The sequence below is a fragment of the Pararhodobacter sp. genome (genome assembly GCF_034676075.1).
GTDB lineage: Bacteria > Pseudomonadota > Alphaproteobacteria > Rhodobacterales > Rhodobacteraceae > Pararhodobacter.
On sequence record NZ_JAUCCQ010000009.1, the window covers coordinates 58,012 to 78,057 of the forward strand.

At 64.5% G+C, this 20,046-nt stretch carries 19 protein-coding genes and 2 pseudogenes; 11 read left to right on the forward strand and 10 right to left on the reverse strand.

The genetic code is table 11. The annotated features are described in order from the left end of the window. Positions 1 to 14: 14 nt before the first annotated feature. From ubiV to VDQ18_RS05535, 6 genes are read right to left on the reverse strand one after another with little or no spacing between them, the layout of a single operon-like run. Positions 15 to 926: a ubiquinone anaerobic biosynthesis protein UbiV gene (ubiV, locus tag VDQ18_RS05510; RefSeq protein ID WP_323019997.1), complete on the reverse strand. Its 912-nt coding sequence runs from the start codon at positions 924 to 926 to the stop codon at positions 15 to 17. Positions 927 to 931: 5 nt separating this feature from the next. Next, positions 932 to 1,930 (reverse strand): ubiquinone anaerobic biosynthesis protein UbiU, encoded by a 999-nt coding sequence (ubiU, locus tag VDQ18_RS05515; protein WP_168624908.1) that lies wholly within the window; start codon positions 1,928 to 1,930, stop codon positions 932 to 934. Further along, positions 1,927 to 2,454 (reverse strand): ubiquinone anaerobic biosynthesis accessory factor UbiT, encoded by a 528-nt coding sequence (gene ubiT / locus VDQ18_RS05520; protein WP_095590942.1) that lies wholly within the window; start codon positions 2,452 to 2,454, stop codon positions 1,927 to 1,929. Before ubiT ends, ubiU begins: the two co-directional genes overlap by 4 nt. Then, positions 2,451 to 3,089, reverse strand: a complete 639-nt coding sequence (locus VDQ18_RS05525) for a 5-formyltetrahydrofolate cyclo-ligase (RefSeq protein ID WP_323019998.1) — start codon at positions 3,087 to 3,089, stop codon at positions 2,451 to 2,453. Before VDQ18_RS05525 ends, ubiT begins: the two co-directional genes overlap by 4 nt. A gap of 44 nt (positions 3,090 to 3,133) precedes the next feature. Continuing rightward, a complete protein-coding gene (locus VDQ18_RS05530) occupies positions 3,134 to 3,667 on the reverse strand; it encodes a DUF2478 domain-containing protein (protein ID WP_323019999.1) in 534 nt (177 codons plus the stop codon). A gap of 7 nt (positions 3,668 to 3,674) precedes the next feature. Beyond that, a complete protein-coding gene (locus VDQ18_RS05535) occupies positions 3,675 to 4,157 on the reverse strand; it encodes a hemerythrin domain-containing protein (RefSeq protein WP_227428547.1) in 483 nt (160 codons plus the stop codon). 118 nt (positions 4,158 to 4,275) lie between these two features. On the opposite strand from VDQ18_RS05535, the gene VDQ18_RS05540 reads away from it, so the two are divergent. Further along, complete coding sequence (locus VDQ18_RS05540) at positions 4,276 to 4,689, forward strand: RrF2 family transcriptional regulator (protein ID WP_284482193.1); 414 nt, start codon at positions 4,276 to 4,278, stop codon at positions 4,687 to 4,689. Here VDQ18_RS05540 and VDQ18_RS05545 read toward each other — a convergent pair. Both VDQ18_RS05545 and VDQ18_RS05550 read right to left on the reverse strand, forming a co-directional pair. After that, on the reverse strand, positions 4,668 to 4,940 hold the full coding sequence (locus tag VDQ18_RS05545) for a hypothetical protein (RefSeq protein ID WP_284482192.1): 273 nt from the start codon (positions 4,938 to 4,940) through the stop codon (positions 4,668 to 4,670). The two genes, VDQ18_RS05540 and VDQ18_RS05545, sit on opposite strands and share 22 nt — an antisense overlap. Positions 4,941 to 5,037: 97 nt before the next feature. After that, positions 5,038 to 5,610 (reverse strand): TetR/AcrR family transcriptional regulator, encoded by a 573-nt coding sequence (locus VDQ18_RS05550; protein ID WP_323020000.1) that lies wholly within the window; start codon positions 5,608 to 5,610, stop codon positions 5,038 to 5,040. 138 nt (positions 5,611 to 5,748) lie between these two features. Between VDQ18_RS05550 and VDQ18_RS05555 the strand changes: the two genes are divergently transcribed. From VDQ18_RS05555 to VDQ18_RS05590, 8 genes and pseudogenes are all read left to right on the forward strand, one after another. Next, on the forward strand, positions 5,749 to 6,246 hold the full coding sequence (locus tag VDQ18_RS05555) for a cytochrome b (protein WP_323020001.1): 498 nt from the start codon (positions 5,749 to 5,751) through the stop codon (positions 6,244 to 6,246). Positions 6,247 to 6,250: 4 nt separating this feature from the next. Next, a complete protein-coding gene (locus VDQ18_RS05560; protein WP_323020002.1) occupies positions 6,251 to 7,549 on the forward strand; it encodes an efflux RND transporter periplasmic adaptor subunit in 1,299 nt (432 codons plus the stop codon). Further along, the gene (locus VDQ18_RS05565) at positions 7,546 to 10,647 is read left to right on the forward strand and encodes an efflux RND transporter permease subunit (RefSeq protein WP_323020003.1); all 3,102 of its coding nucleotides are present in this window, start codon (positions 7,546 to 7,548) and stop codon (positions 10,645 to 10,647) included. The genes VDQ18_RS05560 and VDQ18_RS05565 overlap by 4 nt, the downstream gene beginning before the upstream one ends. Before the next feature lie 250 nt (positions 10,648 to 10,897). Beyond that, entirely contained in the window at positions 10,898 to 11,554 is a 657-nt protein-coding gene (locus tag VDQ18_RS05570; RefSeq protein WP_323020004.1) for a hypothetical protein, read from the forward strand. Between the two features lie 238 nt (positions 11,555 to 11,792). Next, positions 11,793 to 12,635: a hypothetical protein gene (locus VDQ18_RS05575; protein WP_323020005.1), complete on the forward strand. Its 843-nt coding sequence runs from the start codon at positions 11,793 to 11,795 to the stop codon at positions 12,633 to 12,635. A gap of 152 nt (positions 12,636 to 12,787) precedes the next feature. Further along, positions 12,788 to 13,252 (forward strand): bifunctional (p)ppGpp synthetase/guanosine-3',5'-bis(diphosphate) 3'-pyrophosphohydrolase, encoded by a 465-nt coding sequence (locus VDQ18_RS05580; protein ID WP_123644149.1) that lies wholly within the window; start codon positions 12,788 to 12,790, stop codon positions 13,250 to 13,252. A gap of 133 nt (positions 13,253 to 13,385) precedes the next feature. After that, positions 13,386 to 14,735, forward strand: coding sequence for an ISKra4 family transposase (locus VDQ18_RS05585; RefSeq protein ID WP_323020006.1), 1,350 nt, complete (start codon positions 13,386 to 13,388; stop codon positions 14,733 to 14,735). 112 nt (positions 14,736 to 14,847) lie between these two features. Next, a pseudogene (locus tag VDQ18_RS05590) lies at positions 14,848 to 15,594 on the forward strand (hypothetical protein); the annotation flags it as partial. Between the two features lie 46 nt (positions 15,595 to 15,640). Here the strand turns inward: VDQ18_RS05590 and VDQ18_RS05595 are convergent. Then, entirely contained in the window at positions 15,641 to 16,135 is a 495-nt protein-coding gene (locus tag VDQ18_RS05595) for a HipA domain-containing protein (protein WP_323020007.1), read from the reverse strand. A 47-nt stretch (positions 16,136 to 16,182) separates the two neighbouring features. Here VDQ18_RS05595 and VDQ18_RS05600 point away from each other — a divergent pair. Together VDQ18_RS05600 and VDQ18_RS05605 are read left to right on the forward strand one after the other, a co-directional pair. After that, a pseudogene (locus VDQ18_RS05600) lies at positions 16,183 to 16,960 on the forward strand (IS5 family transposase). Between the two features lie 222 nt (positions 16,961 to 17,182). Then, a complete protein-coding gene (locus VDQ18_RS05605) occupies positions 17,183 to 17,452 on the forward strand; it encodes a hypothetical protein (protein WP_323020008.1) in 270 nt (89 codons plus the stop codon). A gap of 460 nt (positions 17,453 to 17,912) precedes the next feature. Here the strand turns inward: VDQ18_RS05605 and VDQ18_RS05610 are convergent. Continuing rightward, the coding region (locus tag VDQ18_RS05610) for an Ig-like domain-containing protein (protein WP_323020009.1) at positions 17,913 to 20,046 on the reverse strand (2,134 nt) is incomplete at its 5' end.

A 20,046-nucleotide genomic window follows, 5' to 3' on the forward strand; every position in this document is an offset into this window, starting at 1 on the left:
CGTCCCTTGCGCGCTCAGGCCGGCGCCGCGGCGGCAATGCGGCGGTAGCCCGCCGTGCCATGATAGAAACCGTTGCTCAGGCCCGCATCCCCGCTCAGCGTCGCAAGGCGGGCATCGGCCTCGCCTGTCGGCCCGCGCCCATCGAGCACATCGCGAAACACCTGCGCCACCGCGACCATGTCCACCGCCTGTGGCATCAGCCGCAGGTGCGTGACGCCATCGGCAATCAGACGGGCCACTTCGGGGAGCAGGTCGACATAGCTTTCCGACAGGGTCTGGATGCCGTTCACCCGCAGGATCGGGCGGTCGTCGCGGGTGCGGAGCGGCATGCCGTCGGGGTCTTCTTCACAGACGAACTGGCAGTTGTCCTTGGTGTGGCCGTGCGCGCGGGCGTGATAGCACCGCGCTGACACAGCCAGAGACGCGCGGCCGTAAACCTGCACCTCGACACCCAGGCCCAACGCAACTGCTGCCTGCGCCGCGGCTGCAATGGCCGGGGCCGGCATCTCGGCCGGTAGGCAGACATGGGTCGCGCCCTGCCCGGCCATCCAGGCTATCGTCGCGTCGTTGTAGGCGTTCATGAAGGGGCCGATCCGATGCGAACGCTTACCTCGCGCGTAAAGCCCTGCGGCGTTGTTCACCTCCATCTCGGGCGAGACCATCTCGGCGATGTCCTCGGTTGCCTTGCGCTCGCGTTTCAGCATCACCTCGGCCAGCGTTGACAGGATCACGCGCTTGCCTGCGCGCTCCAACCGCTCGATCGTGGCCGGCAGGTCTGCCTGGTGGAAGGGCGCGCGCTTGGAGCAAATCACCTCGCCCAGATAAACCTCGTCGACGGGCGCCTCATCCGCGATGCGGGCATAGAAGTCACGCCGTGCATCCGCGGACCAGTGGTAAGCGATCGGGCCGAGCGTCAGTTTCGTCATGGTATTCACCGCCATTTCTTTGTCTCGAAGGCGCCCTGGGTCTGCTTCTGCCCCTCGGTCAGGGCGATCAGGTCGGCGATGTTTGCCTCGCGTCCGGCCTTGATGTCATCCACCGCTGCGCGGAACGCACGCACAACGCCGCGGACATAGCTCTTCGAGCGCTGACGCCCTTCGATCTTGAAAGCATGCACGCCCGCCTCGATTAATTCGGGCAGGAGCCGCGACAGATTCAGGCTGATCGGTTCCTCGAAGGCGTAGTAGCCCTCGGGGCGATGGGGCGCGGCGTAGCGGCCCTTGCAGATCGTGGGATAGCCGGCCTTCTCCTCGGGCCCGAACCGGTCGATGGTGAAACCCGCGAGCTGCGAGGACATCGACCCGTCAGCGTCGCGCACATATTCCACATCTGAGGCGGGCGAGCACACCCCGTCCATGTTCGTGGATTGACCCGTCAGGTAATTGGTCAGGCTGCATCGCCCTTCCACCATCAGCCCGTGATTGCCGAAGATAAAGGTCTCGATCTCGCAGGGAATCTCGCGGCGGATCTGGCGGATCTCGGGGATTGTCAGGATGCGCGGCAGGACCACACGCTTTACACCGAAGTTCTCGCAATAGTAGCGGATCGCCTCGGGCGATGAGGCCGCGGCCTGTACCGACAGGTGCAGCCGGACGCCCGGATACATCCGGGCGATGTAGTCGGCCACGCCCATGTCGGCCACGATGAAGGCATCAACGCCCAAGCGCGCGCCGGTGTCCGCCGCATGTCGCCAGAGATCGACCTTGCCCGCAGGCGGATAGGTATTCAGCGCCAGCAACACCTTGGTGCCGCGCGCATGGGCATAGGTCACCGCCTCGGCCAGTTCATCGGGGGTGAAGTTCAGCCCCGGGAAGTTCCGCGCATTGGTCGCATCCTGGAAGCCGCAATAGACCGCATCGGCGCCCGCGTCGACGGCGGTGCGCAGCGCGGCGGGGGTGCCCGCGGGGCAGATCAGTTCGGCAAGGCTCATGCGTATTCCCTCGGTTTGGTGGCATCCGGATAGGCCCGCCGCAACCGTGCGAGAACCGCCCGTCCGGGTGTCCCGAACATCGCCGACGCCTCCTCGGCCAGCGAGCCGTCCATGTCGTCGAGCGCATTCCTAAGACGAACGACGGCCTCGGTGTCCCCGCTGATTTCCAGATCGCGCGAGAAGAAGGCCGCATCGCCGTCCTGCTCGGCGTCGATCAGTTCCAGAAGCAGCAAGAACCGCCCGCGGATCGTGGCCCCGACCTGCGGCGCCGTATCGCGCGGCACGGCGCGGAAGACGAGCGCCTGCGGGTCGGGGCGGAGATGCAGCGCAAAGGGCAGTTCCACGGGATCGATCAGGAAGTCAGTCGCCTGGTGCGGTCCGAGCCGCGCGAAGAGAGACGGGTGCCGCGCCGCGACCCGACGGACAACGCGCGTCAGGACCGGTTGCAGCACAAGGCAGGCAAGCCGCGCGATCGCGCCTTCGCCGGGCCGCAACCGGGCCGTTGGTTCGCTCGTCGGGATCATGATGGGTCCTTTCGCTCCCCCGATACGCCCTTCTCCGTCACGATCCTGTCGAGGGGAATGTCATGGGGCTGCGGGTAGATTGTGGTCAGTCGGGCTGCCGCCAGCGCGATGCCGATGGTGACGGGCCGCGGCGAAAGCGCGGCAAGTGTCCGGTCATAATAGCCGCCGCCCCAGCCGAGCCGGTAACAACCCTCTTCCCAGCCGAGGCAGGGCGCAAGCGCGATATCGGGCACCAGGACCTCCGCCTCGGGCGGCGGAACGGGGATGTTCCAATAGCCGCGCAGCATACGCATGCCCGGCGTCCATCGTCGGAACACGAGCGGCGCTGCGGGGGTCTCCACCACCGGCAGCGCGATACGGACGCCCGCCGCGTGAAGATCGGACAGGAACGGGCGCAGATCCGGCTCTCCTCGGATCGGCCAGTAGCCGGCAAGCACGGTCTCCCGGAGGGTCCCGCGCGCGGCGAGGACCGTTTCGAGATGACCGCAGATGGAATTGCTCACCTGCGCCCGTCCTGTCTGGCCCAGCCCCTCCCTAAGGCCGGCCAGTCTTGTCCGCTCGGCCCGGCGCCAGCGCGCGACATCGCGCGCCTGCTGCGCATTCGTGCCAAGCGGATCGAAATAGGTCGGGTCCACCTCCGCCGCCATGCAGGGGGGCGAGGCGTAAGTCCCCTGTCCGCTCATGGCGTCACGCCTTCCTCGGCCACGGTTGCGACGGCGGCGTTGCACCAGTCCATGACTATAGCCTCGGTCGGTGCGAGGATCGTCGCCATGCCATCGGCATAGCGGTCGAACGCGGCCCTGTGGGTTTCGGAGAGACCCGTCAGGACAGGAACGCCGCGGGCAAGCGCCTCGGAGATCAGCGCGCGGAAGCCGCGCCCCTCTGCCTCGCTCAGGCCAAACTTGTTGAGGATCACGAGGTCTGCCCGGCCGGCCCGAAGCCGCGACATCGCCAGCCCGACGGCCTCCTCGAAGGCGCCCGCATCCATCCGGCAGGCGGTGGCGCCGGGTCCGAGATCCTGCGTGATGCGCCAGCGCGGCCCGTTGGGCAGAAGCCAGAGATCGCAGTCGCACGATCCCGATCCGGCATCGGGCGAGGCCGCGCGCAACGCACCCACCAGCCGGACGCCGTCCTGCGTTAGCCGGTCAGCCACCGCGTCCATAAGACGATCCGTCCCGCCGCGTCCCCCGACTGTCACTCCCGCAAGCCGCATCTTCGCCTCAAGCCTGCTCGAAGCGCGGGAACAGCACGTTGTTTTCCAACGCGATATGCGCAGCAAGGTCGTCGAACAGCGTCGTCAGGCCGCCATAGAGCGAGCGCCAGGAGCCGCAGGCGTGCTCGGGCGGTGTCAGATCGCAGGTGAGCCGCCGGATTAGCGCGATGTTTTCGGCGTGATCGTCATGGTCGGCGCGCATTACCGCGATGGGGTGCTCGATGCCCGGCCCGCCGCCCGCGCGCATGGCCGGAAACAAAATCATCTCCTCCTTCATCATGTGATCCTCCATCTCCCCGGCGAGCGTCCGGATGGCCGCGGCGAGCCCCGTGGGCGCCTCGGGATCGTCCGCGTGCACCCGCTCGACCCGGTCGGCGAGCAGTACGAGCGAGGCGAGATCCTCCCGATGCATCTCGTGATAGCGCGTCAGGATGTGATCGATCAGCGCGCCGGTCTCCTGAGGCACGTCCGTTTCTGGGAGGTCTTTCATTGCGGGTCCTTTCCCTCGCGCGTCGCCCGGTCCTTGCGTGGGCCGCAGCGAATTGGTATTTGAGATACGCATACCGCTCGTGAATGCGCATTTCAACTACCAAATCAGGATCGCGACCTTGCGCCTCACCTCCTTCACCGATTACGGCCTGCGCGTTCTGATGCGGATGGCGGGCGCACCCGACCGGGCCTTCACCACGTCGGAACTCGCCGATGAATTCCGTGTCTCCCGCAACCATCTGGCCAAGGTGATCTCGGCACTTGCCGCGGCAGGTCTTCTGGAAACCCGGCGCGGCGGTGGGGGAGGCGCCATGCTGGCCCGTGCACCCGAAGACATCCGCCTGGGCGATGTGGTGGCGGCCCTCGAAGCCGATCAAGCTCTGGTGGAATGCTTCGCCGTCGGCACCAACAGCTGCACCCTGACCCCGCAATGTCGGTTGAAAGCGCGGCTGGCCCATGCTGAGGCGGCGTTTGTCGCCGACCTCAACCGCGGCACCCTGGCCGATTGCGTTTACCGTCCGGAAAACGCCTGACGCGCCACCCACGCGATCCAGCCCCAGACCGCGCTGCGCAGGGCCATGGCGTAAACGGTACGCATCTCGAAGGCTCCACCTTGGGCGACATGCAGGCCGAACGCCGCGAAAACCAGCAGCGTTGCGGCGAAGATCACGAACGATAGTGGCCAGGCCCATCGCCGCCGCTGCCACAGGCCGAGACCCGCGACGACATAGGCGAGCCCGGCCAGCGTGTTGAACCACAGCACGAAGGGTACGACTGCCCCCATGTCGGCTGATCCGAGCAATGTTCGGCCACCAGAGAAAACGGTCAGCACGCCAAAGGCAATCGCAACACCGCCCGCTATGCGGAGCGTCAGACTGGTTCTAGGCATCGCAAGCGCCCTCCTTCGCGCGTAGAAGTTCCATCTGCACGTCAAACAGCCGCAACCCCTCAGGCACGAGCGCAAAGCCCCGGGCGCCGAGCGTCCAGCGGATGGCGACACCCTGCACCAGCGACGTCAACAGGATGGCGACATCTTCCGGGCTGACGTCGTGCTTCAGATCGCCCGCAGCCTGAAGATCACGGATCACGGCAACAAGGCGGCCCTGAAAAGCGCCCAGAAGCCCCCGGAACACGTCGCGCAGGGCTTGATTGTCCACCTGCAACTCGCGCGAGAACAGGATCGAGGGCAGGGCTGGCGTCTCGGATATGGCTGACAGCTGCGCACCGATCAGCGCTTTCAGGCGTTCGTGCGGCCCGGTGGCCCCTGCCTCGGCCGCAGCCCAGTAACTCTGCAACCGGTCAGCGATATCCTCGGCCACCGCCAGCCAGAGCGCGCCCTTGGTGGGGAAATGCCGGAAGATCGCAGGCTGACTGAGGCCGATGGCACGCGCGACATCCGTGGTGCTCAGCCGGTCGGGTCCGATCTCGTCGGCCAGTCGCAGAACCTCGGCCACGATTTGCGCCTTTCTCTCTTCAGCACTTTGACGGCCCGACATGAGTCACCTCTTGTTAGTTATAAGTCACTAACATATACTGTTGACAACCGCAACCTCTATCCCGAGTCGCGCACCCTGACCGAAAGGATCCTAGCCATGCCCGCCAAGACCGCCCCCACCGGCTATTCCCGCCTTCAGATCGCGCTGCATTGGCTCATCTTCGCACTGATCGCGCAGCAATATCTTTTCAAGGACGCGATGTCGGCCGCATGGGACCGCATCACCGATGGGCTGGAGGCTGGGTTCGACCCGCTCGTGCTGGCCCATGTGGCGGGCGGCGCGCTGGTGATGATCTTCGCGCTGTGGCGGTTGACCCTGCGCGCCAGGCGCGGCGTGCCCCCGGCGATCGAGGCCAGCAAGGTACAAGGCATTCTCGCGAAGCTCACCCATGTCGGGCTTTACGCGCTGATGATCCTTATGCCACTCAGCGGGTCTGTCGCGTGGTTCGGCGGGGTCGAGGCCGCGGCGCAGGGGCATAACGTGATGAAGATCATCCTGCTGGCGCTGGTTGCGCTGCATGTGATTGGCGCGCTCAACCACCAGTTCATCCTGCGCGACGACACGCTGGCGCGGATGCGCCGGGCGCAGGGCTGAACCCATGCGCCTCGCCCCGCTCCTGGCGCTGCCACCCATCGCGCTCGGCATTGCCGCGGCGGTCTGGATGATCGCGTCTGCCCCCGGCCCCGCGCAGGTCGGGGGCGGCGCGCCCGCGCTGCCCGTTCGGGTGATGACGGTCGCGGCGCAGGATATTCGGCCCGCCGCGACCGCTTGGGGCAGCCTGCGCGCGGCGGAGACCTGGGTCGCCGTGGCCGAGGTGCAGGGCGAGGTGATCTGGCGCCATCCGGACCTTGAGCCCGGTCGCCTGATCCCGGCGGGGACGGGAGTGCTGAGGACCGACCCCGCCGACTACGAGCTGGCGCTGGCGCAATCGCAGGCCGACCTCGCGGTGCTGGAGGCCGAGCGCGTGCAGCTTACGGCAGAGGCGGACAACACACGGCGCATCCTTTCGCTGGAACAGAACCGGCTGGCCCTGACCGAGACCGATCTGGAACGCACGCGCACACTCGTCGCGCAAGGCGCCGTTCCGCAATCGCGCGCCGACGAGGCCGAGCGCGCGACCCTTCTGGCCCGCCGCACGGTGGCGGAACTGGAGAACACGCTCGCCCTAATCCCCTCCCGCGAGGCGCGGATCGCGGCACAGGTCGCGCGCAGCGAGGCCGCCATCAACCGGGCGCGCCGCTCGCTCGACCGCACGACCCTGACGACGCCGTTCGACCTGCGCGTAACCGAGGTGAATGCTGAGCTGTTTCAGACCGTCGCCCCCGGTCAGGTGGTGATCCGTGCCGACGGGATCGCGGCGGCCGAGGTCGTGGCGCATCTGCCCATCGACAGCTTTCGACAGCTGCTGGGAGATGCACCGGAGGGCATCACCCTTGCCGACATGATGCGCGACATGCCCGCCACGCGGATTGCAGTGACGCTTAGCCCTCTGTCGGACCCGAGGCAGATCTGGAGCGCCCGTGTTGTCGGGATCGAGGGCGCGCTGGATGCCCGTGCGCGCACCGTGCCGGTGGTGGTCAGGGTTGACGACCCCTATGAGGGCGCGGACCCGCCCCGCCGCCTGCCGCTGGTGCCCAACATGCAGGTGCAGCTTTCCTTTTCGGGCGCTTCCATGACAGGCCTCATCGCGATCCCCGAGGCGGCGTTGCATGGCGACATGGTGCGTATCCTTGGCCCCGAAGACTTGCTGGAATTGCGCCCCGTCACCGCCGCCTTCGCGCAGGATGGCCGCGTCGTTATCGCCGCTGGCCTGTCGCCGGGCGAACGCGTGGTGATCGACGACATCGCGCCGGCCATTCCCGGCATGGCCCTGACCCCGGTCGAGGTCCAGCCATGATACGCTGGTTCACGGGCCACCCGACGGCGGGCAACCTGCTGCTTCTATTGTTCCTTGCAGCGGGCATCTTTGCCGCGCCGGGCCTGTTGCGCGAAACCTTCCCCGATTTCCGCGCCGTCGAGGCCGAGGTCACCGTGCCCTACCGGGGCGCTGCAGCCGAGGATGTGGAAGCCGCGATCTGCGCGCCGCTCTGGGACGGAGTGCAGGGTGTCGAGGGGCTGGAAACCTTCACGTGCACGGCCCAGACTGGTCGCGCGCGGGCCGTGGCAACCATGGCGCCCGGTAACGATGCGCTGCGCTTCGTCAATTCGCTGCGCACCGAGGTGTCCGCCATCGACACCTTCCCCGACCGCGCCGATCCTGCCGTGGTGCGCGAATTGCACCGCTCGGATCCTGTCACATCGGTCGCCATCTCGGGCGATCTGCCTCTGGGCGAGCTGGACCGCTACGCTGACGCGCTGTTGGACCGGCTGACCGCCCTACCAGGTGTCGCGGGCGTCACGCGCGGCGGCCTCGGCACCCGGACACTGACCATCATTGCGGAGCGCGCCGTGCTCGACAGCCACGGGCTGACACCCACGACGCTCGCCACCGCCATCGCCGCGCAGAACATCGACCTGCCCGCAGGCACACTGGAGGGGCCGGGCGCGGAGCTGACCCTGCGCTTCACCGCCGAGCGCGATACAGCCAGGACGCTTGCCACGATCCCGGTTCTGGTGTTGCCCAATGGCGCGACCCTGACGCTGGGCGACGTGGCGGCGATCGAGGAACGCTTCGACCCGCCGCAAGACCGCGCCTTTGTCGATGGCATCCCCGCCATCGTGCTCGATGTCGCCAAGGCGCTCGATGCCGACGCGCTGCGGGTGCTCGACGGCGTCGCGGCGCTGGTGGCCGAGGAAACCGCCCGCCTGCCCGACACGATCACGGTGGAGGTGGTGCAGGACGTGACCTCCATCATCCGCGACCGGCTGGTGATGCTGGTTCAGAACGGGGTGATAGGCCTTGTGCTGGTGGTCGTCGTCATGAGTCTGTTTTTCCGACCTGGCTTCGCGATCTGGGCAGCGATGGGCCTGCCCATGGCCTTTGCGGGCGCCTTCGTCTGGATGGCGCTGACAGGGCTCAGCCTCAACATGATGACGCTGGTGGCGCTTCTGATGGCGATCGGGATCGTGATGGACGATTCCATCGTGATCACGGATTCCATCGCGGTTCATTCGGCCAAGGGGGCCACGGTCGAAACCGTCGCGGCGGGCGTCGCAGCCGTGGCGCCCGGCGTGATCTCGTCCTTCCTGACGACGTTGGCCGTGTTCCTGCCCCTTGCCTTTCTGGCAGGCGAACTGGGGGCGGTGCTGGAGGTTCTTCCGGTGGTCCTGCTGGCCGCACTCGCCGCTTCGCTGATCGAGGCCTTCCTGATCCTGCCCCATCACCTGAAAGGCGGGATGAAGGACACCGCCGCATCCCGTTTTCGCATCCGCTTCGAGGCGGGTTTCGATGCCCTGCGCGAACGTGGCGTGGGCCGCTTGGCAGACGCCGCGATCAAGGCGCGCTGGCTTGTTGTCGGTCTGGCCATCGGGGCGCTGATCGTGACCGTCGGCGCCTTGGGCGGCGGCGTGGTCAAGCGCGAGGCGATGCCCGAGATCGACGGCGACGTGCTGGAGGCGCGGCTGATGCTGCCCGCGGGCACGCCGCTTGTGCGCACGACCGAGGCCGTCGCACAAGTAGAGGCGGCGCTGGACCGCGCGAACGCCCGCCTGTCCCCCGATCAGCCCCAGGCACAGCCGCTGGTGATCCGCCGCATCACCCGGCTGGGCCGCAACCTCTCGGCGGGCGAGGCCGGTGCCCATGTCGCCACCGTCGCGGTGGACCTGCTCGGCGCCGAGACACGCGGCAGCACGTTGGACGAAATCGTCACGCTCTGGCGCGCGGAAATCGGCACTCTGCCCGGTGTGTCCTCGTTGATCCTGACCGAGCCGGGGATCGGCCCGCAGGGCATCGCGGTGGAATTGCGCCTGAGCCACCCCGACCTCGCCACGCTGGAGGCGGCGGGGCGCGCCACGCTGGCGGAGCTTGAAACCTATGCCGGTGTGCGCAACGCGATCCTCGATTTGCGCCCGGGCGCGCCCGAATTGCGGCTGAGCCTGTCGCCGGGGGCCGAGGCGCTGGGGCTGGCCGCAACGGATGTGGCAAGCCAACTTCGCGCGGCCTTTCTCGGCACACAGCTTGCGGAAATCCGGCGCGGCGATCTGGCCTGGGAAATCGAGTTGCAGCTTGCTGATGAGGACCGCGCCAACCGCGCTGACCTGAACCTTTTCGAGATCGCGCTGCCCGGTGGCGGCACCGTGCCGTTGTCGAGCATCGCCACCGTCACCGAAGCACGTGGGTGGGGAACCATCACGCGCCGCAACGGGTTGCGTACGCTGACCGTCGCGGCCGATGTGGACGGCCGTATCGGCAATGCCGACGCGATCACCGCCCGGCTGGCCGAGGGCTTTCTGCCGGACCTCGCGGCTGCCACCCCCGGCCTGATCTTCGAGATCGGTGGGCAGGCCGCGAATTCGGCGGAAACCGTCGTCTCGATCCTGCGCGGGTTCCTGATCGGACTGGTGGGCATCTACATCGTCCTCAGCTTCCAGTTCCGCAGCTATGTGGAGCCGCTGATCGTGATGATCACCATCCCGCTGGCGTTCCTGGGCGTCATCTGGGGCCATGTCCTGATGGGCTACAACATCTCCATGCCCTCGCTGGTGGGGGCGGCCTCGCTTGCGGGAATCGTGGTGAACAACGCGATCCTGCTGGTCGGCGTCATCAACACCCGCCGCGCCGAAGGACTGTCAGCTGCGCTGGCCGCAGGCGAAGCCGTGCGATCGCGGTTCCGTCCTATCTTCGTCTCGGTCTCGACGACGATCATGGGCATGGCACCCTTGCTGCTGGAATCCTCGACGCAGGCCCAGACGCTCAAGCCGCTGGTGATCTCGGTTGTCTTCGGACTCTTGGCTGCGACAGTACTGATCCTTCTGGTTTTGCCTGCGTTCTACGCAGCACTTGAGGACCTCAGGCACGGAAAACGAGGAACTGGCGAACTGGCGGGAGCTGGCTGATCAGCCACTTATTTTCGGAACGACAAGCGGGCTGAAGCATTCTGACGTTTGCCCGGCCAATGGCTGCTATGAGTCGAAGCCGGTCCCCGCTTGCCCTCTTGGCAATCTGCACTCCGTAACGGTTGTGTACTATCCCGCGTCCCTTACGTTCGGGGCGTGATGTGCCCAGGGTGCGCGCGATCAATCAAATCCGCTTGCTATCGTAAGTGTTGTTTTGTATCGCCGCACCATTATAGCTGGAGTCGGCGTCATGAATCACAAGGTCCGGACCGCAGCAGCTGCTGCGGCCGTTACAGTATCGAGCCTCGTCGGTTCGGTCGAGCCGGCGCAAGCCTACCAGGTCGACTGTGCCATTCTGCTTTGTCTCGCGGGCGGCTGGCCGGCATCGGCACCCTGTGCACATGCGCGTGCGGTCTTCATCCGCAGGATCACACCCTGGCCGATTGAGCCGCCCTTGCAGATCTGGCGTTGCCCTATGGGGGCGTCGTTCAACGCCCCTGCCCAGCACTCGCCGATGGAACGGCTCTACGATATCGCCTTCCGAGAGGCGCCCCAGGCCAGCGTACAGCAAGATCCCCTGCCCCTGGTCCAAGTCCAGTCAGACGAGCAGGCCGACATCGACATTTCGGGCGACGCCTTCGACTTCGTCCGCAGCATCCGCGTCTTTCACATCCAGTTCAGCCAACGCGAAAACAGTGAAGGCGATTGCAACCGTTACGACGCCACGCGCCTCGGATCCTACGGTGTGCAGGGTGACTATCGATGGACACGGTCGAGTGTTGCCCACGTCCCGCCCGCATCACAGCTGCCCGACACCGGGCACTGCAACTGGGTCAGCTACCGCTCGGTCTTCGTGGACTGGCGGGATCATGAGGGGAACTACGGTTTCGAAGAGGTCCGCTACTGAACTTGGCCGGGCCTGGCCCGGGGCAGGTCCGCACCTGATCATCTTGCGCCTGTGACGGTGCACCGAACCAAAAAGGGAAACGACGCCAGACCGAAAAGCCTGACGCCGCACTAGAAGAACCCGTGAACAAGGATCTTCTAGCGCACTGTCCGAACCGCCGCAACCAGCAAAGTTGTTTTGCTGGCAATAATGTTGTTTGCTCTCGGCATGGGGTCGTCTCTCACAGGAGACACCGACCATGGAACCCACGACCGGCCTGATCCTGAGGCGGATCACTCAGACAGATCTGTCCGTTTCCGCCCACAAGCTGGCGACCGTCATCCTCGACGCCATTGCGTGGAAGGAGGGTTACAACGGGCTGCCGCGCGGGACGGCCGCCTTCACGCTGGCCGACTTGGCATCCAAGATGGGCATCTCGCGCCAGTACCTGACCGAGCTGCTGTCTGAACTCGAAGCGTCTGAGCTGGAGCTGAGACGCGACAAGCCCAACGGCAAATTCGCGCCCTGGCTCTTCCGCTTTACGGCCTTCGATACTGAGGACGGCGATCAGGATGTTGCGTCAGGCACAGGCGACACATCACTATCTAGAGAAAGAAATAACAAAACTATTTTCTCGGGACAGATCACTATTTCTGAGGTATCGAACGTCTTCCAGACGTGTTGGGCGGAGTTGATCAAAGCTGCGAAGAGGGCCCTGCCCTGCTGGAACGTCGACACGCAGGTGATCTGGGACCGATTCCTTGCCTTCAACCGAGCTCGCGGGAACGACAGGGTTCCCGCCGGCTATCTTCTCGGGTTCATGCGCCGATGGCGAACCTCACCCGGTTCGGAAAGCCGACCAACGGAAGCGCCAACTCCGCAACAGGCAGCTGACCCACGCGAGCGGGTGTTGCTCGCTCAGATCAAAGCCGCACCCAGCGGCAACCGGCAGTTTCACGCGTCAGATCTGTGTCGGCTCATCGGGCAGGCTGCCTACGATGCGCGGGTCGTCGACGTCATCCGGCAGTTTGGCTGCCCAAGGTTCACCGCGACACTCGCGGTTCATGGGAAGGCCGTGATCGCAGGCGAGATTACACGATGACTTTGCGGTGCTCCTGCGACACCGCCTGTGTCGGCTCACGTCAAAGACGAGAGACGATTTCCTTCAGGCATCGAACGCATGGACGTTGAGCAGATCGACATCGTGCGAATACCATCGCGCTGTATATCGACCGAATGGTCACGATCACATTCATGAACCAGGAGAAGCCATTGAACCTTCAACGTGCCATCGAAATCGCTGCGGAAGCCCATCGGGAACAAACCGACAAGGCCGGTGCGCCGTATCTGCTACATCCGCTCCGGGTGATGATGTCATTGGAGACCGACGACGAACGGATCGTGGGCGTCCTGCATGACGTGGTCGAAGACGGCCCCGGCTGGACATTCGAGCGCCTGGAAAAAGAAGGGTTCTCGCCAACTGTGCTCGACGCCTTGCGCCTTGTAACGAAGCGGCCCGAGGATGAAGGCGACAGCGAGGCAGTGTACGTGGCCTTCGTTCAGCGCGCCAAGGGCAACAAGATTGCGCGTCGGGTCAAGACGGCCGACATCCTCGACAACCTGAACGCTTCGCGTTTGTCCGCGCTGACCGAAAAAGACATGCGCCGCATGAACCGCTACCTCGCTGCTCTACGGGAGCTGCGGGATGCAGACACCTGACAGCGCTGTATTCGGGTATCACTGGCGTGCTGTCGCGTTGCCCTTTAATCTGAGACGGGACGCGTTTGGCGGGGAGTGGGCAAAACTTGGGGGTGATCGTCTATAGTGGAGGTTCAATGAGAGAGGGACCACCATGGATGTGCGGATAATCGTCGAGACGACATTTGAAAACGGAACCACGAAGACGCATCGTCTTGGCTGCATTTCCCGCCCATTCCGACAAACCAAGCCCGAGGGGTTTGGACTCTTGCTCGAAGATGCCAAGACCATGTTATGGCAATTGCAGAACGCTATTATGCTCGATCAGATCGAGGAGGTCTCGGAGGAGAGCAGGATCTGCCTGGGCTGCGACAGGGTCAGAGCCATCCATGATTATCGCCCCCGGGTTCTCGACACGTTGTTTGGTCGTGTCCATGTCAAGGCGCCGCGTATTCGCCGCTGTGCCTGCAAGGCTATATCCGATGTCGACCAGAGCGGTCCGTTTTCGCCGCTTGCCCATTACTTCCCGGATCGATCGACCCCGGAACTGCAGCGCCTTCAGGCTGAGCTTGGAGCACGACATTCGTTCCGGGAAGCCGCGCGCATCATTGAGACCTTCGTGCCCTGCGCGAAACAGATGAATACCACGGTGCGTAATCGCTTGGGCAAAGTCGCCCAAGTCATCGGCGCCAATGATCGGGCGGAGCTCGCCGTCGATGAAGATGCAACATCGCAAGCGCTGACCGTCTTTCTCGACGGCGCCCACATCCGGTGTCGGCCAGAATACCAACGGCGTCATCTTGATGTCGTGGTGGGAAAGATCGAAAGTCCCAATATGAGCCGTCGCTTCGGTCTGGTTCAGCAAGCGGCGCGTTCTCCGGCCAAGCAACTCCGTCAAGCTCTGGTTTCGCAGGGTTGGGACGGTCAGCGTCCAATTACGGTAATTTCCGATGGCGAGCCAGCACTGCCAAACCTGGTCCGCCGCGCGGTCCAGGGGCCGGTGCGCCACATTCTCGACTGGTGGCATATCTCGATGCGCGTTCAGCATATTGAGAATGCCGTCAAAGGTCTTCTTCAAACACAGAACTTCCCGGGTATGCCGGAGCTGTTCAAGAAGCCGGCGGAGACGTTGCGGTGGTGTATCTGGCATGGCAAGGTCATGACAGCTGGAACACGCCTCAAGGTACTGTTGATTGATTGCAGCAGGATCTCCAAAATCGATGCTGAAGTCCGCGAAGCGGCGGCGAGGGTCAAGGCGCGATGTCGAGAACTGTATTCGTACCTGGCCAACAACTTCGATACGCTCACCGATTATGGTTGGCGGTATCGGAATGGTTTAGCGATTTCATCCTCTCGCGCAGAAGGATGCGTCGATGAAATTGGAAATACTCGGATGGGCAAACGGCAACGCATGAGATGGTCACCCAAAGGCGCGCATCAAGTCGCCGTCACAAGAGCTGCTGTCCTCGATGGGCGATTGGCTGTCTCACAAATGGCAGCCTGACCACCAAGTTTTGCCCACTCCCGAATTAAAGGCAAAATCTCATATTTAAGGGCAAAGGACAGCCGTTGATTTCGTTGGATTTCTCATCTCACAATTATGGGCTACGCGACACGCCTGGAAGGAGGGCTACAACGGATTGCCGCGCGGGACAGCCGCGTTCACCCTCGCCGATCTCGCGTCGAAGATGGGCATCTCACGTCAATACCTCACCGTTTTGCTGGCTGAGCTCGAAGCGTCCAAACTGGAGCTTAGGCGTGAAAAGCCCAACGGCAAATTCGCGCCCTGGCTGTTCCGCTTCGCGGCCTTTGAAACAGACCGCAAAGATCAGGATGTCGAGTCAGGCACGGGTGACACTTCACTATCTGAAGAAAGAGATAACAAAACTGTATTCTCTGGACAGATCACTATTTCTGCAAGATCGAACGTCTTCCAGACCTGTTGGGCTGAACTGATCAAGGCTGCAAAGAAGGCCCTGCCTTGCTGGAACGTCGACACGCAGACGATCTGGGACCGCTTCCTTGCCTTCAACCGGGCGCGCGGGAACCACAAAGTTCCGGCAGGCTTCTTACTCGGCTTCATGCGTCGATGGCGAACCGCACCTGGCGCGGCGAACCTACCGGAGTTAGCGCCGGCGCCGGAGCGGGCAACCAATCCACGGGAGCGGGAACTATTCATTCAGATCAAGGCGGCGCCGAGTTCAAACCGGCAGTTTCACGCGTCAGACCTGTGTCGGCTCATCGGACAAGCGGCTTACGAGGCTCGCGTGCTCGATGTCATCCAGCGGTTCGGCTGCCCACGATTCACAGCGACACTTGCCGTGCACGGCCGGGCTGTAATGGCTGGAGAAATCACGCGATGACGAAACACTAGCTGGCGCGCCATCCGCTCAGCCCCGGGGGGTGGCGTCACGCTATGTCATCGACAAGTCGATCGACGCGCTGATCGAAGCCCCCCTTGACGGAAGCGAACAGCGCCTCGGGAAACCCGATTGGCATCTCGGCGAACGCGGCAGAAAAGGCCTTTTCAGCTTCCGCGACAATGTCCTCGAAGATCCGAGCGACCTGTTCCCGAGAGAACCCAGCGGCCAGCCCGGTCTCGAGGAAGTGCCTGCCTAGGATTTCCGAAACCTTGTAGTGACGGCTTTGTCCCACCCGCATCGCGAGTCTCATGCTCTTGATCCGGATCTGACCGGCGTAAAGCGATGGCTGGACTGTCAGCACGTCGTAGAGGGGCGTCATCGCAAAGCGGCCGCCCGGAAAAAGCGTGATGCTGAAGTTCTTCGCGTGACCATCGGTCGCGCCGATCAGCCAAAACAGGATGTTGGCTTTCAGAAAGTTCGCCCGATCTCGCATCGGCTCATCACTGCCTGTCAGCAGGCCGCAGATGGGTCGTGTTGACAAAAGGGTTTAACAGGGTGGGCTGATCGTAATTCAACTATGCATCTGCGATGGAGACCAGCTTGGAACGAGACCTGATGTCGGCCGAGGAATGGTCCTTCCATGAGCGCTTCATTCTTGCCGGCCGCACCCCGAACAGGCGCAAGCCCGTGAACCACCGCCTTGTTCTGGATGGGATTTTCTGGATCGCACGAACTGGCTCTCCGTGGCGCGACCTGCCGGAAGAGTTCGGAAAATGGTCCAGTGTCTACCGCCAGTTCCGGCGCTGCACCCAGGTCGGGCTGTGAGAACAGAACCGCGACGCGCTGAACGAAAGCCGGATGCGCTCAAGATGATGGACAGCACCGTGGTCCGCGCCCATCATCAGGCAGCGGGCGCTAAAGGGGGACTCCGCGACAAGGTTTTGTCCGTTCGCGTGGTGGCTTCACGACCAAGATCCATCTGCGGGTCAATGGTGCCGGCCTGTCCATGAGGTCGGACATCACGCCCGGCCAGACCTCGGACCATCTGGGCTTCGATCTGGTCATGGACAGCAACCTGCCCGAGCCCCGCGTCCTGCTGGCGGATCGTGGCTATGACGCTGACAGGCTTCGCAAAACCATGGAGGATAGCAACGTCGTTCCGGTGATCCCGATGGGAAAGTCCCGGAAACTACCCGTGGCCATCGACCGGACGCTCTACCGGCTCAGCAATCTCGTCGAGCGGTGCTTCAACAAACTGAAGAACGCCCGCGGCGTCGCTACCCGTTACGACAAGACCGCCGAAAGCTTCCTCGGTTTCATCGAAATCACGTCGATCCGCCTCTGGCTCCGCCATTTGACAACATGACCTAGGCCGGAAGAATTGAGACAGCGCGTCCATCGTGCCGACCCCTCCGAAATCGCCCTTACCTATCCGGGTACCTTGTGCACCAAATGCGGGTTTCCTTGGTAGGAGCAGACAGTGGTGGCACAGTGCGGCAAGACCACTGACACGCGGCTAATTCGAACCAAAATGCAGCGGCTCGCTCGGCAAATGAAGGAGAGATCCCGGATGAAGAGACCTCGGTACGTGACCGTCGACGCGGATGGCTTCCTCCGTCTCGAAGACACCGTCGTCACCGAATGGATAGACAGTTCGATCGCGACCGAGGGCTTCAATTCAGGTGCTATCGTGGTCATTCTACGTCTATGGGAAGATGCCGAGCAGCCACGAATAGCGGGGGCCACGCTGCCTGCCACAGCCGTCCGGCAGTTTCGCATGTCCCCTGAAACAGCGCGCCAGCTTGCGATCGGCCTAGTTGCGGTCGCCGACGAGATTGAGGGGCAGGCGACACGGTAAAACTGACTCGGGGCGAGTCTCTGATGTCGCTTGAAATCCGGTTCATGTGAGCAAGGTCCGAACTATCGCCCAACGCATCAAATCCGCTCGATTCCTGGCTGATAAGGGTCTCTCCGGCTTTGAGTTCAGCGCCAGCGAGACCAAACAGTCGAGATGTCGGCGCACGCCGTCGCCAGACCGATAGTCGACCATGGGCGGACCGCTGCCATAGAAGGTGCTGTCTTCCTACAAGACGATCTTCACCCGGTCCGCCCGTTTTGCCTTGAACAGGCGATCAACTACATGTTCGAGGAGGACGGCCGCTTCGCATTTCGCTGACAAGCGCAACAACGCTGCGCCCGCCGGACCATTCCTTGACGTATGAAGTTTTCCAAAGGTGGTGATCAGCCTTCAGTTGCAGACTTTCCGGTGCCCGGCCCCGCCGCTGCCTGGAAAGGCAGGAAGCGGGGCCTTGGCCGGATCAGAATTCCAGCCGCCAGGTGAGGCCGATCTGCGGCGTGATGGAGCCGGTGCCCAGCCCGTCCAGCCGGACCTCGCCGGTCCAGTTCAGCCCGCGGCCCGAGTCATAGCCGAAGCCCAGCCAGGCCCGGCCGCGCGTATCGGCGAGCGGCGCGGTCGAGGTCAGGTTTTCCAGACCGCCGTCCGAGAAGACCAGCGAGCCGCCGCCGTTAACCGTCAGCACCCCCCGCTCCCGCGCATAGACCCGGCGCACATCGAGCCCCAGCTCGCCCTGCAGGAGCGAGACGCGTTGCGCGGCGATGGCATTGCCGTAGCCGTCGATGAAGCCGTCGTGGCTGTCGCTGGTCTGGCTGATGGCGAGGCTGGGCGTGAACGTCAGCGCCCCGCGGGTCATCTCGCCCGCCAGCCGCACCGAGCCCAGCCAGCGCTCGGTCTCGAAGCTGGAGATGGTCAGGCCGTTGTCGATCGACAGCCGGTTGCGGCTCTGCCCGTAGAGGAGCCGCGCCTCGTAGAACAGCGGATTGTCCCCGATCTGGCCCGCCACATAGGGACCGACCAACCAGCCCTGCCCGCGCACGAAGCCCGTGGCATCGGTGGTGGTCATGCGGTCGAACTGCAGCATGGCGCCGAAGATCAGCCGCGGCCCGCTGACGAATTCCGCCCCGATCACCCCGAACAGGTAATCCGACTGCAGGCCGCCGTCGGTGTTCCAGCGGCCATGGATATCGGCCCAGATGCCGCTCTGCCAGGAATTGCGGAAGGCGAAGCTGCCGTCGATGCCGCGGCTGGCGACGTCCAACCCGCCCGGCGCCCCGCCGCGCAGCCGCGCGATCAGGTCGGGCTGGCTGGCCAGCAGCGCATCGGCGCGGTGCAGCATGAAGGTCGTCACCCGCTCTTCGGTCAGGGCCACGATCTGGCCTTGGACCCGCAGCAGGTTCGAGGCCAGGTTGGCCGCCCCGAGGGTCGATTGCGCCACACCGGCCGGGATCTGCACCGTGACATCGCCGACCCCGCTTGGAATGACGGTGATGTCATAGCTCTGCCCCAGGCCGCTCAGCGCCGTGGCGCTGCCGCCGGACACGGTGATCTCGCCCAGCGTGAGCCCGGTCACCGTTTCCGAGAAGGCGGCGCTGACCGTGATCGGCGCCTGGCTGGTGATGCCGGTCGTCGCCGTGCTGAGCGTCACCGAGGGATAGACGGTGATATGCGTCAGGCTGGCCAGCGAGGCCGCGGCATTGCCGTTTCCGGCCGCGTCCTGCACCCGGTCGGCTGGCAGCATGACCGAGACCGGGCCATCCTGGACCGGGGTGATCTCGACCACGTAGTCGGTGCCCGCGCCGCTGACCGTGACCGTGGCATTGGTCGCCACGATCTCCGAGGCGCTGAGCCCGTTGACCGGCTCCGAGAAGGTCAGCCGCAGCGTATAGACGCCACCGACCGGCCCGGTCAGCTGCGAGGAGACGATGCTGGGCGGCGTCGAATCGTGCAGCCCGCTCACCAGGGTCGAGGCGGTGTTGTCGTTGCCCGCCAGATCCTGGGTCGCGCCGGCCGGGACGGCGACGCTGAAGGGCCCGTCGGCCAGCGGCGTCAGGGTCAGGGTAAAGACCTCATCCCCACCCGCGATGGTGGCCGTGGCGTTGGTCAGCGTCAGATTGGCGGCGACAAGGCCGGTGACGGGCTCCGAGAAGGTCGCCGTGGCCGTATAGACCCCGCCCACCGGCCCGCTGATCGCCGAAAGCTGCACGCTGGGCGGCGTGACATCGACGATGACCTGCGTCAGCGCCGTGGCAGTCGCCGTGGTGTTGTTGCTGTCACCGGCATAGCTCGCGGTGATCTGATGCGAGCCGGTGGCCAGCGCGGCGGTGGCAAGCGTCGCCGCACCGCCGGTCAGCGGCGCGGTGCCGAGGCTGGTCGCGCCGTCGAAGAACTCGACATCGCCGGTCGGCGAACTGCCGCCGGTCAGCGTCGCCGTGAAGGTGACGCTGGTGCCGAGGATCGCCGGGTTGGCCGAGGAGGCCAGCGACAGCGTCGGGGTGACCGGGTTGATGACCTGGGTCAGCGCCGTGGCATTGGCCGCGGCGTTGTTGCTGTCACCGGCATAGCTCGCGGTGATCTGATGCGAGCCGGTGGCCAGC

Coding starts and splice junctions, on each gene's coding strand:
- ubiT (WP_095590942.1), bottom strand. CDS start 2,454: ATGATCCCGACGAGCGAACCAACGGCCCGGTTGCGGCCCGGCGAAGGC.
- VDQ18_RS05580 (WP_123644149.1), top strand. CDS start 12,788: ATGAACCAGGAGAAGCCATTGAACCTTCAACGTGCCATCGAAATCGCT.
- ubiV (WP_323019997.1), bottom strand. CDS start 926: ATGACGAAACTGACGCTCGGCCCGATCGCTTACCACTGGTCCGCGGAT.
- VDQ18_RS05565 (WP_323020003.1), top strand. CDS start 7,546: ATGATACGCTGGTTCACGGGCCACCCGACGGCGGGCAACCTGCTGCTT.
- VDQ18_RS05535 (WP_227428547.1), bottom strand. CDS start 4,157: ATGAAAGACCTCCCAGAAACGGACGTGCCTCAGGAGACCGGCGCGCTG.
- VDQ18_RS05575 (WP_323020005.1), top strand. CDS start 11,793: ATGGAACCCACGACCGGCCTGATCCTGAGGCGGATCACTCAGACAGAT.
- VDQ18_RS05570 (WP_323020004.1), top strand. CDS start 10,898: ATGAATCACAAGGTCCGGACCGCAGCAGCTGCTGCGGCCGTTACAGTA.
- VDQ18_RS05545 (WP_284482192.1), bottom strand. CDS start 4,940: ATGGGGGCAGTCGTACCCTTCGTGCTGTGGTTCAACACGCTGGCCGGG.
- ubiU (WP_168624908.1), bottom strand. CDS start 1,930: ATGAGCCTTGCCGAACTGATCTGCCCCGCGGGCACCCCCGCCGCGCTG.
- VDQ18_RS05585 (WP_323020006.1), top strand. CDS start 13,386: ATGGATGTGCGGATAATCGTCGAGACGACATTTGAAAACGGAACCACG.
- VDQ18_RS05530 (WP_323019999.1), bottom strand. CDS start 3,667: ATGCGGCTTGCGGGAGTGACAGTCGGGGGACGCGGCGGGACGGATCGT.
- VDQ18_RS05560 (WP_323020002.1), top strand. CDS start 6,251: ATGCGCCTCGCCCCGCTCCTGGCGCTGCCACCCATCGCGCTCGGCATT.
- VDQ18_RS05555 (WP_323020001.1), top strand. CDS start 5,749: ATGCCCGCCAAGACCGCCCCCACCGGCTATTCCCGCCTTCAGATCGCG.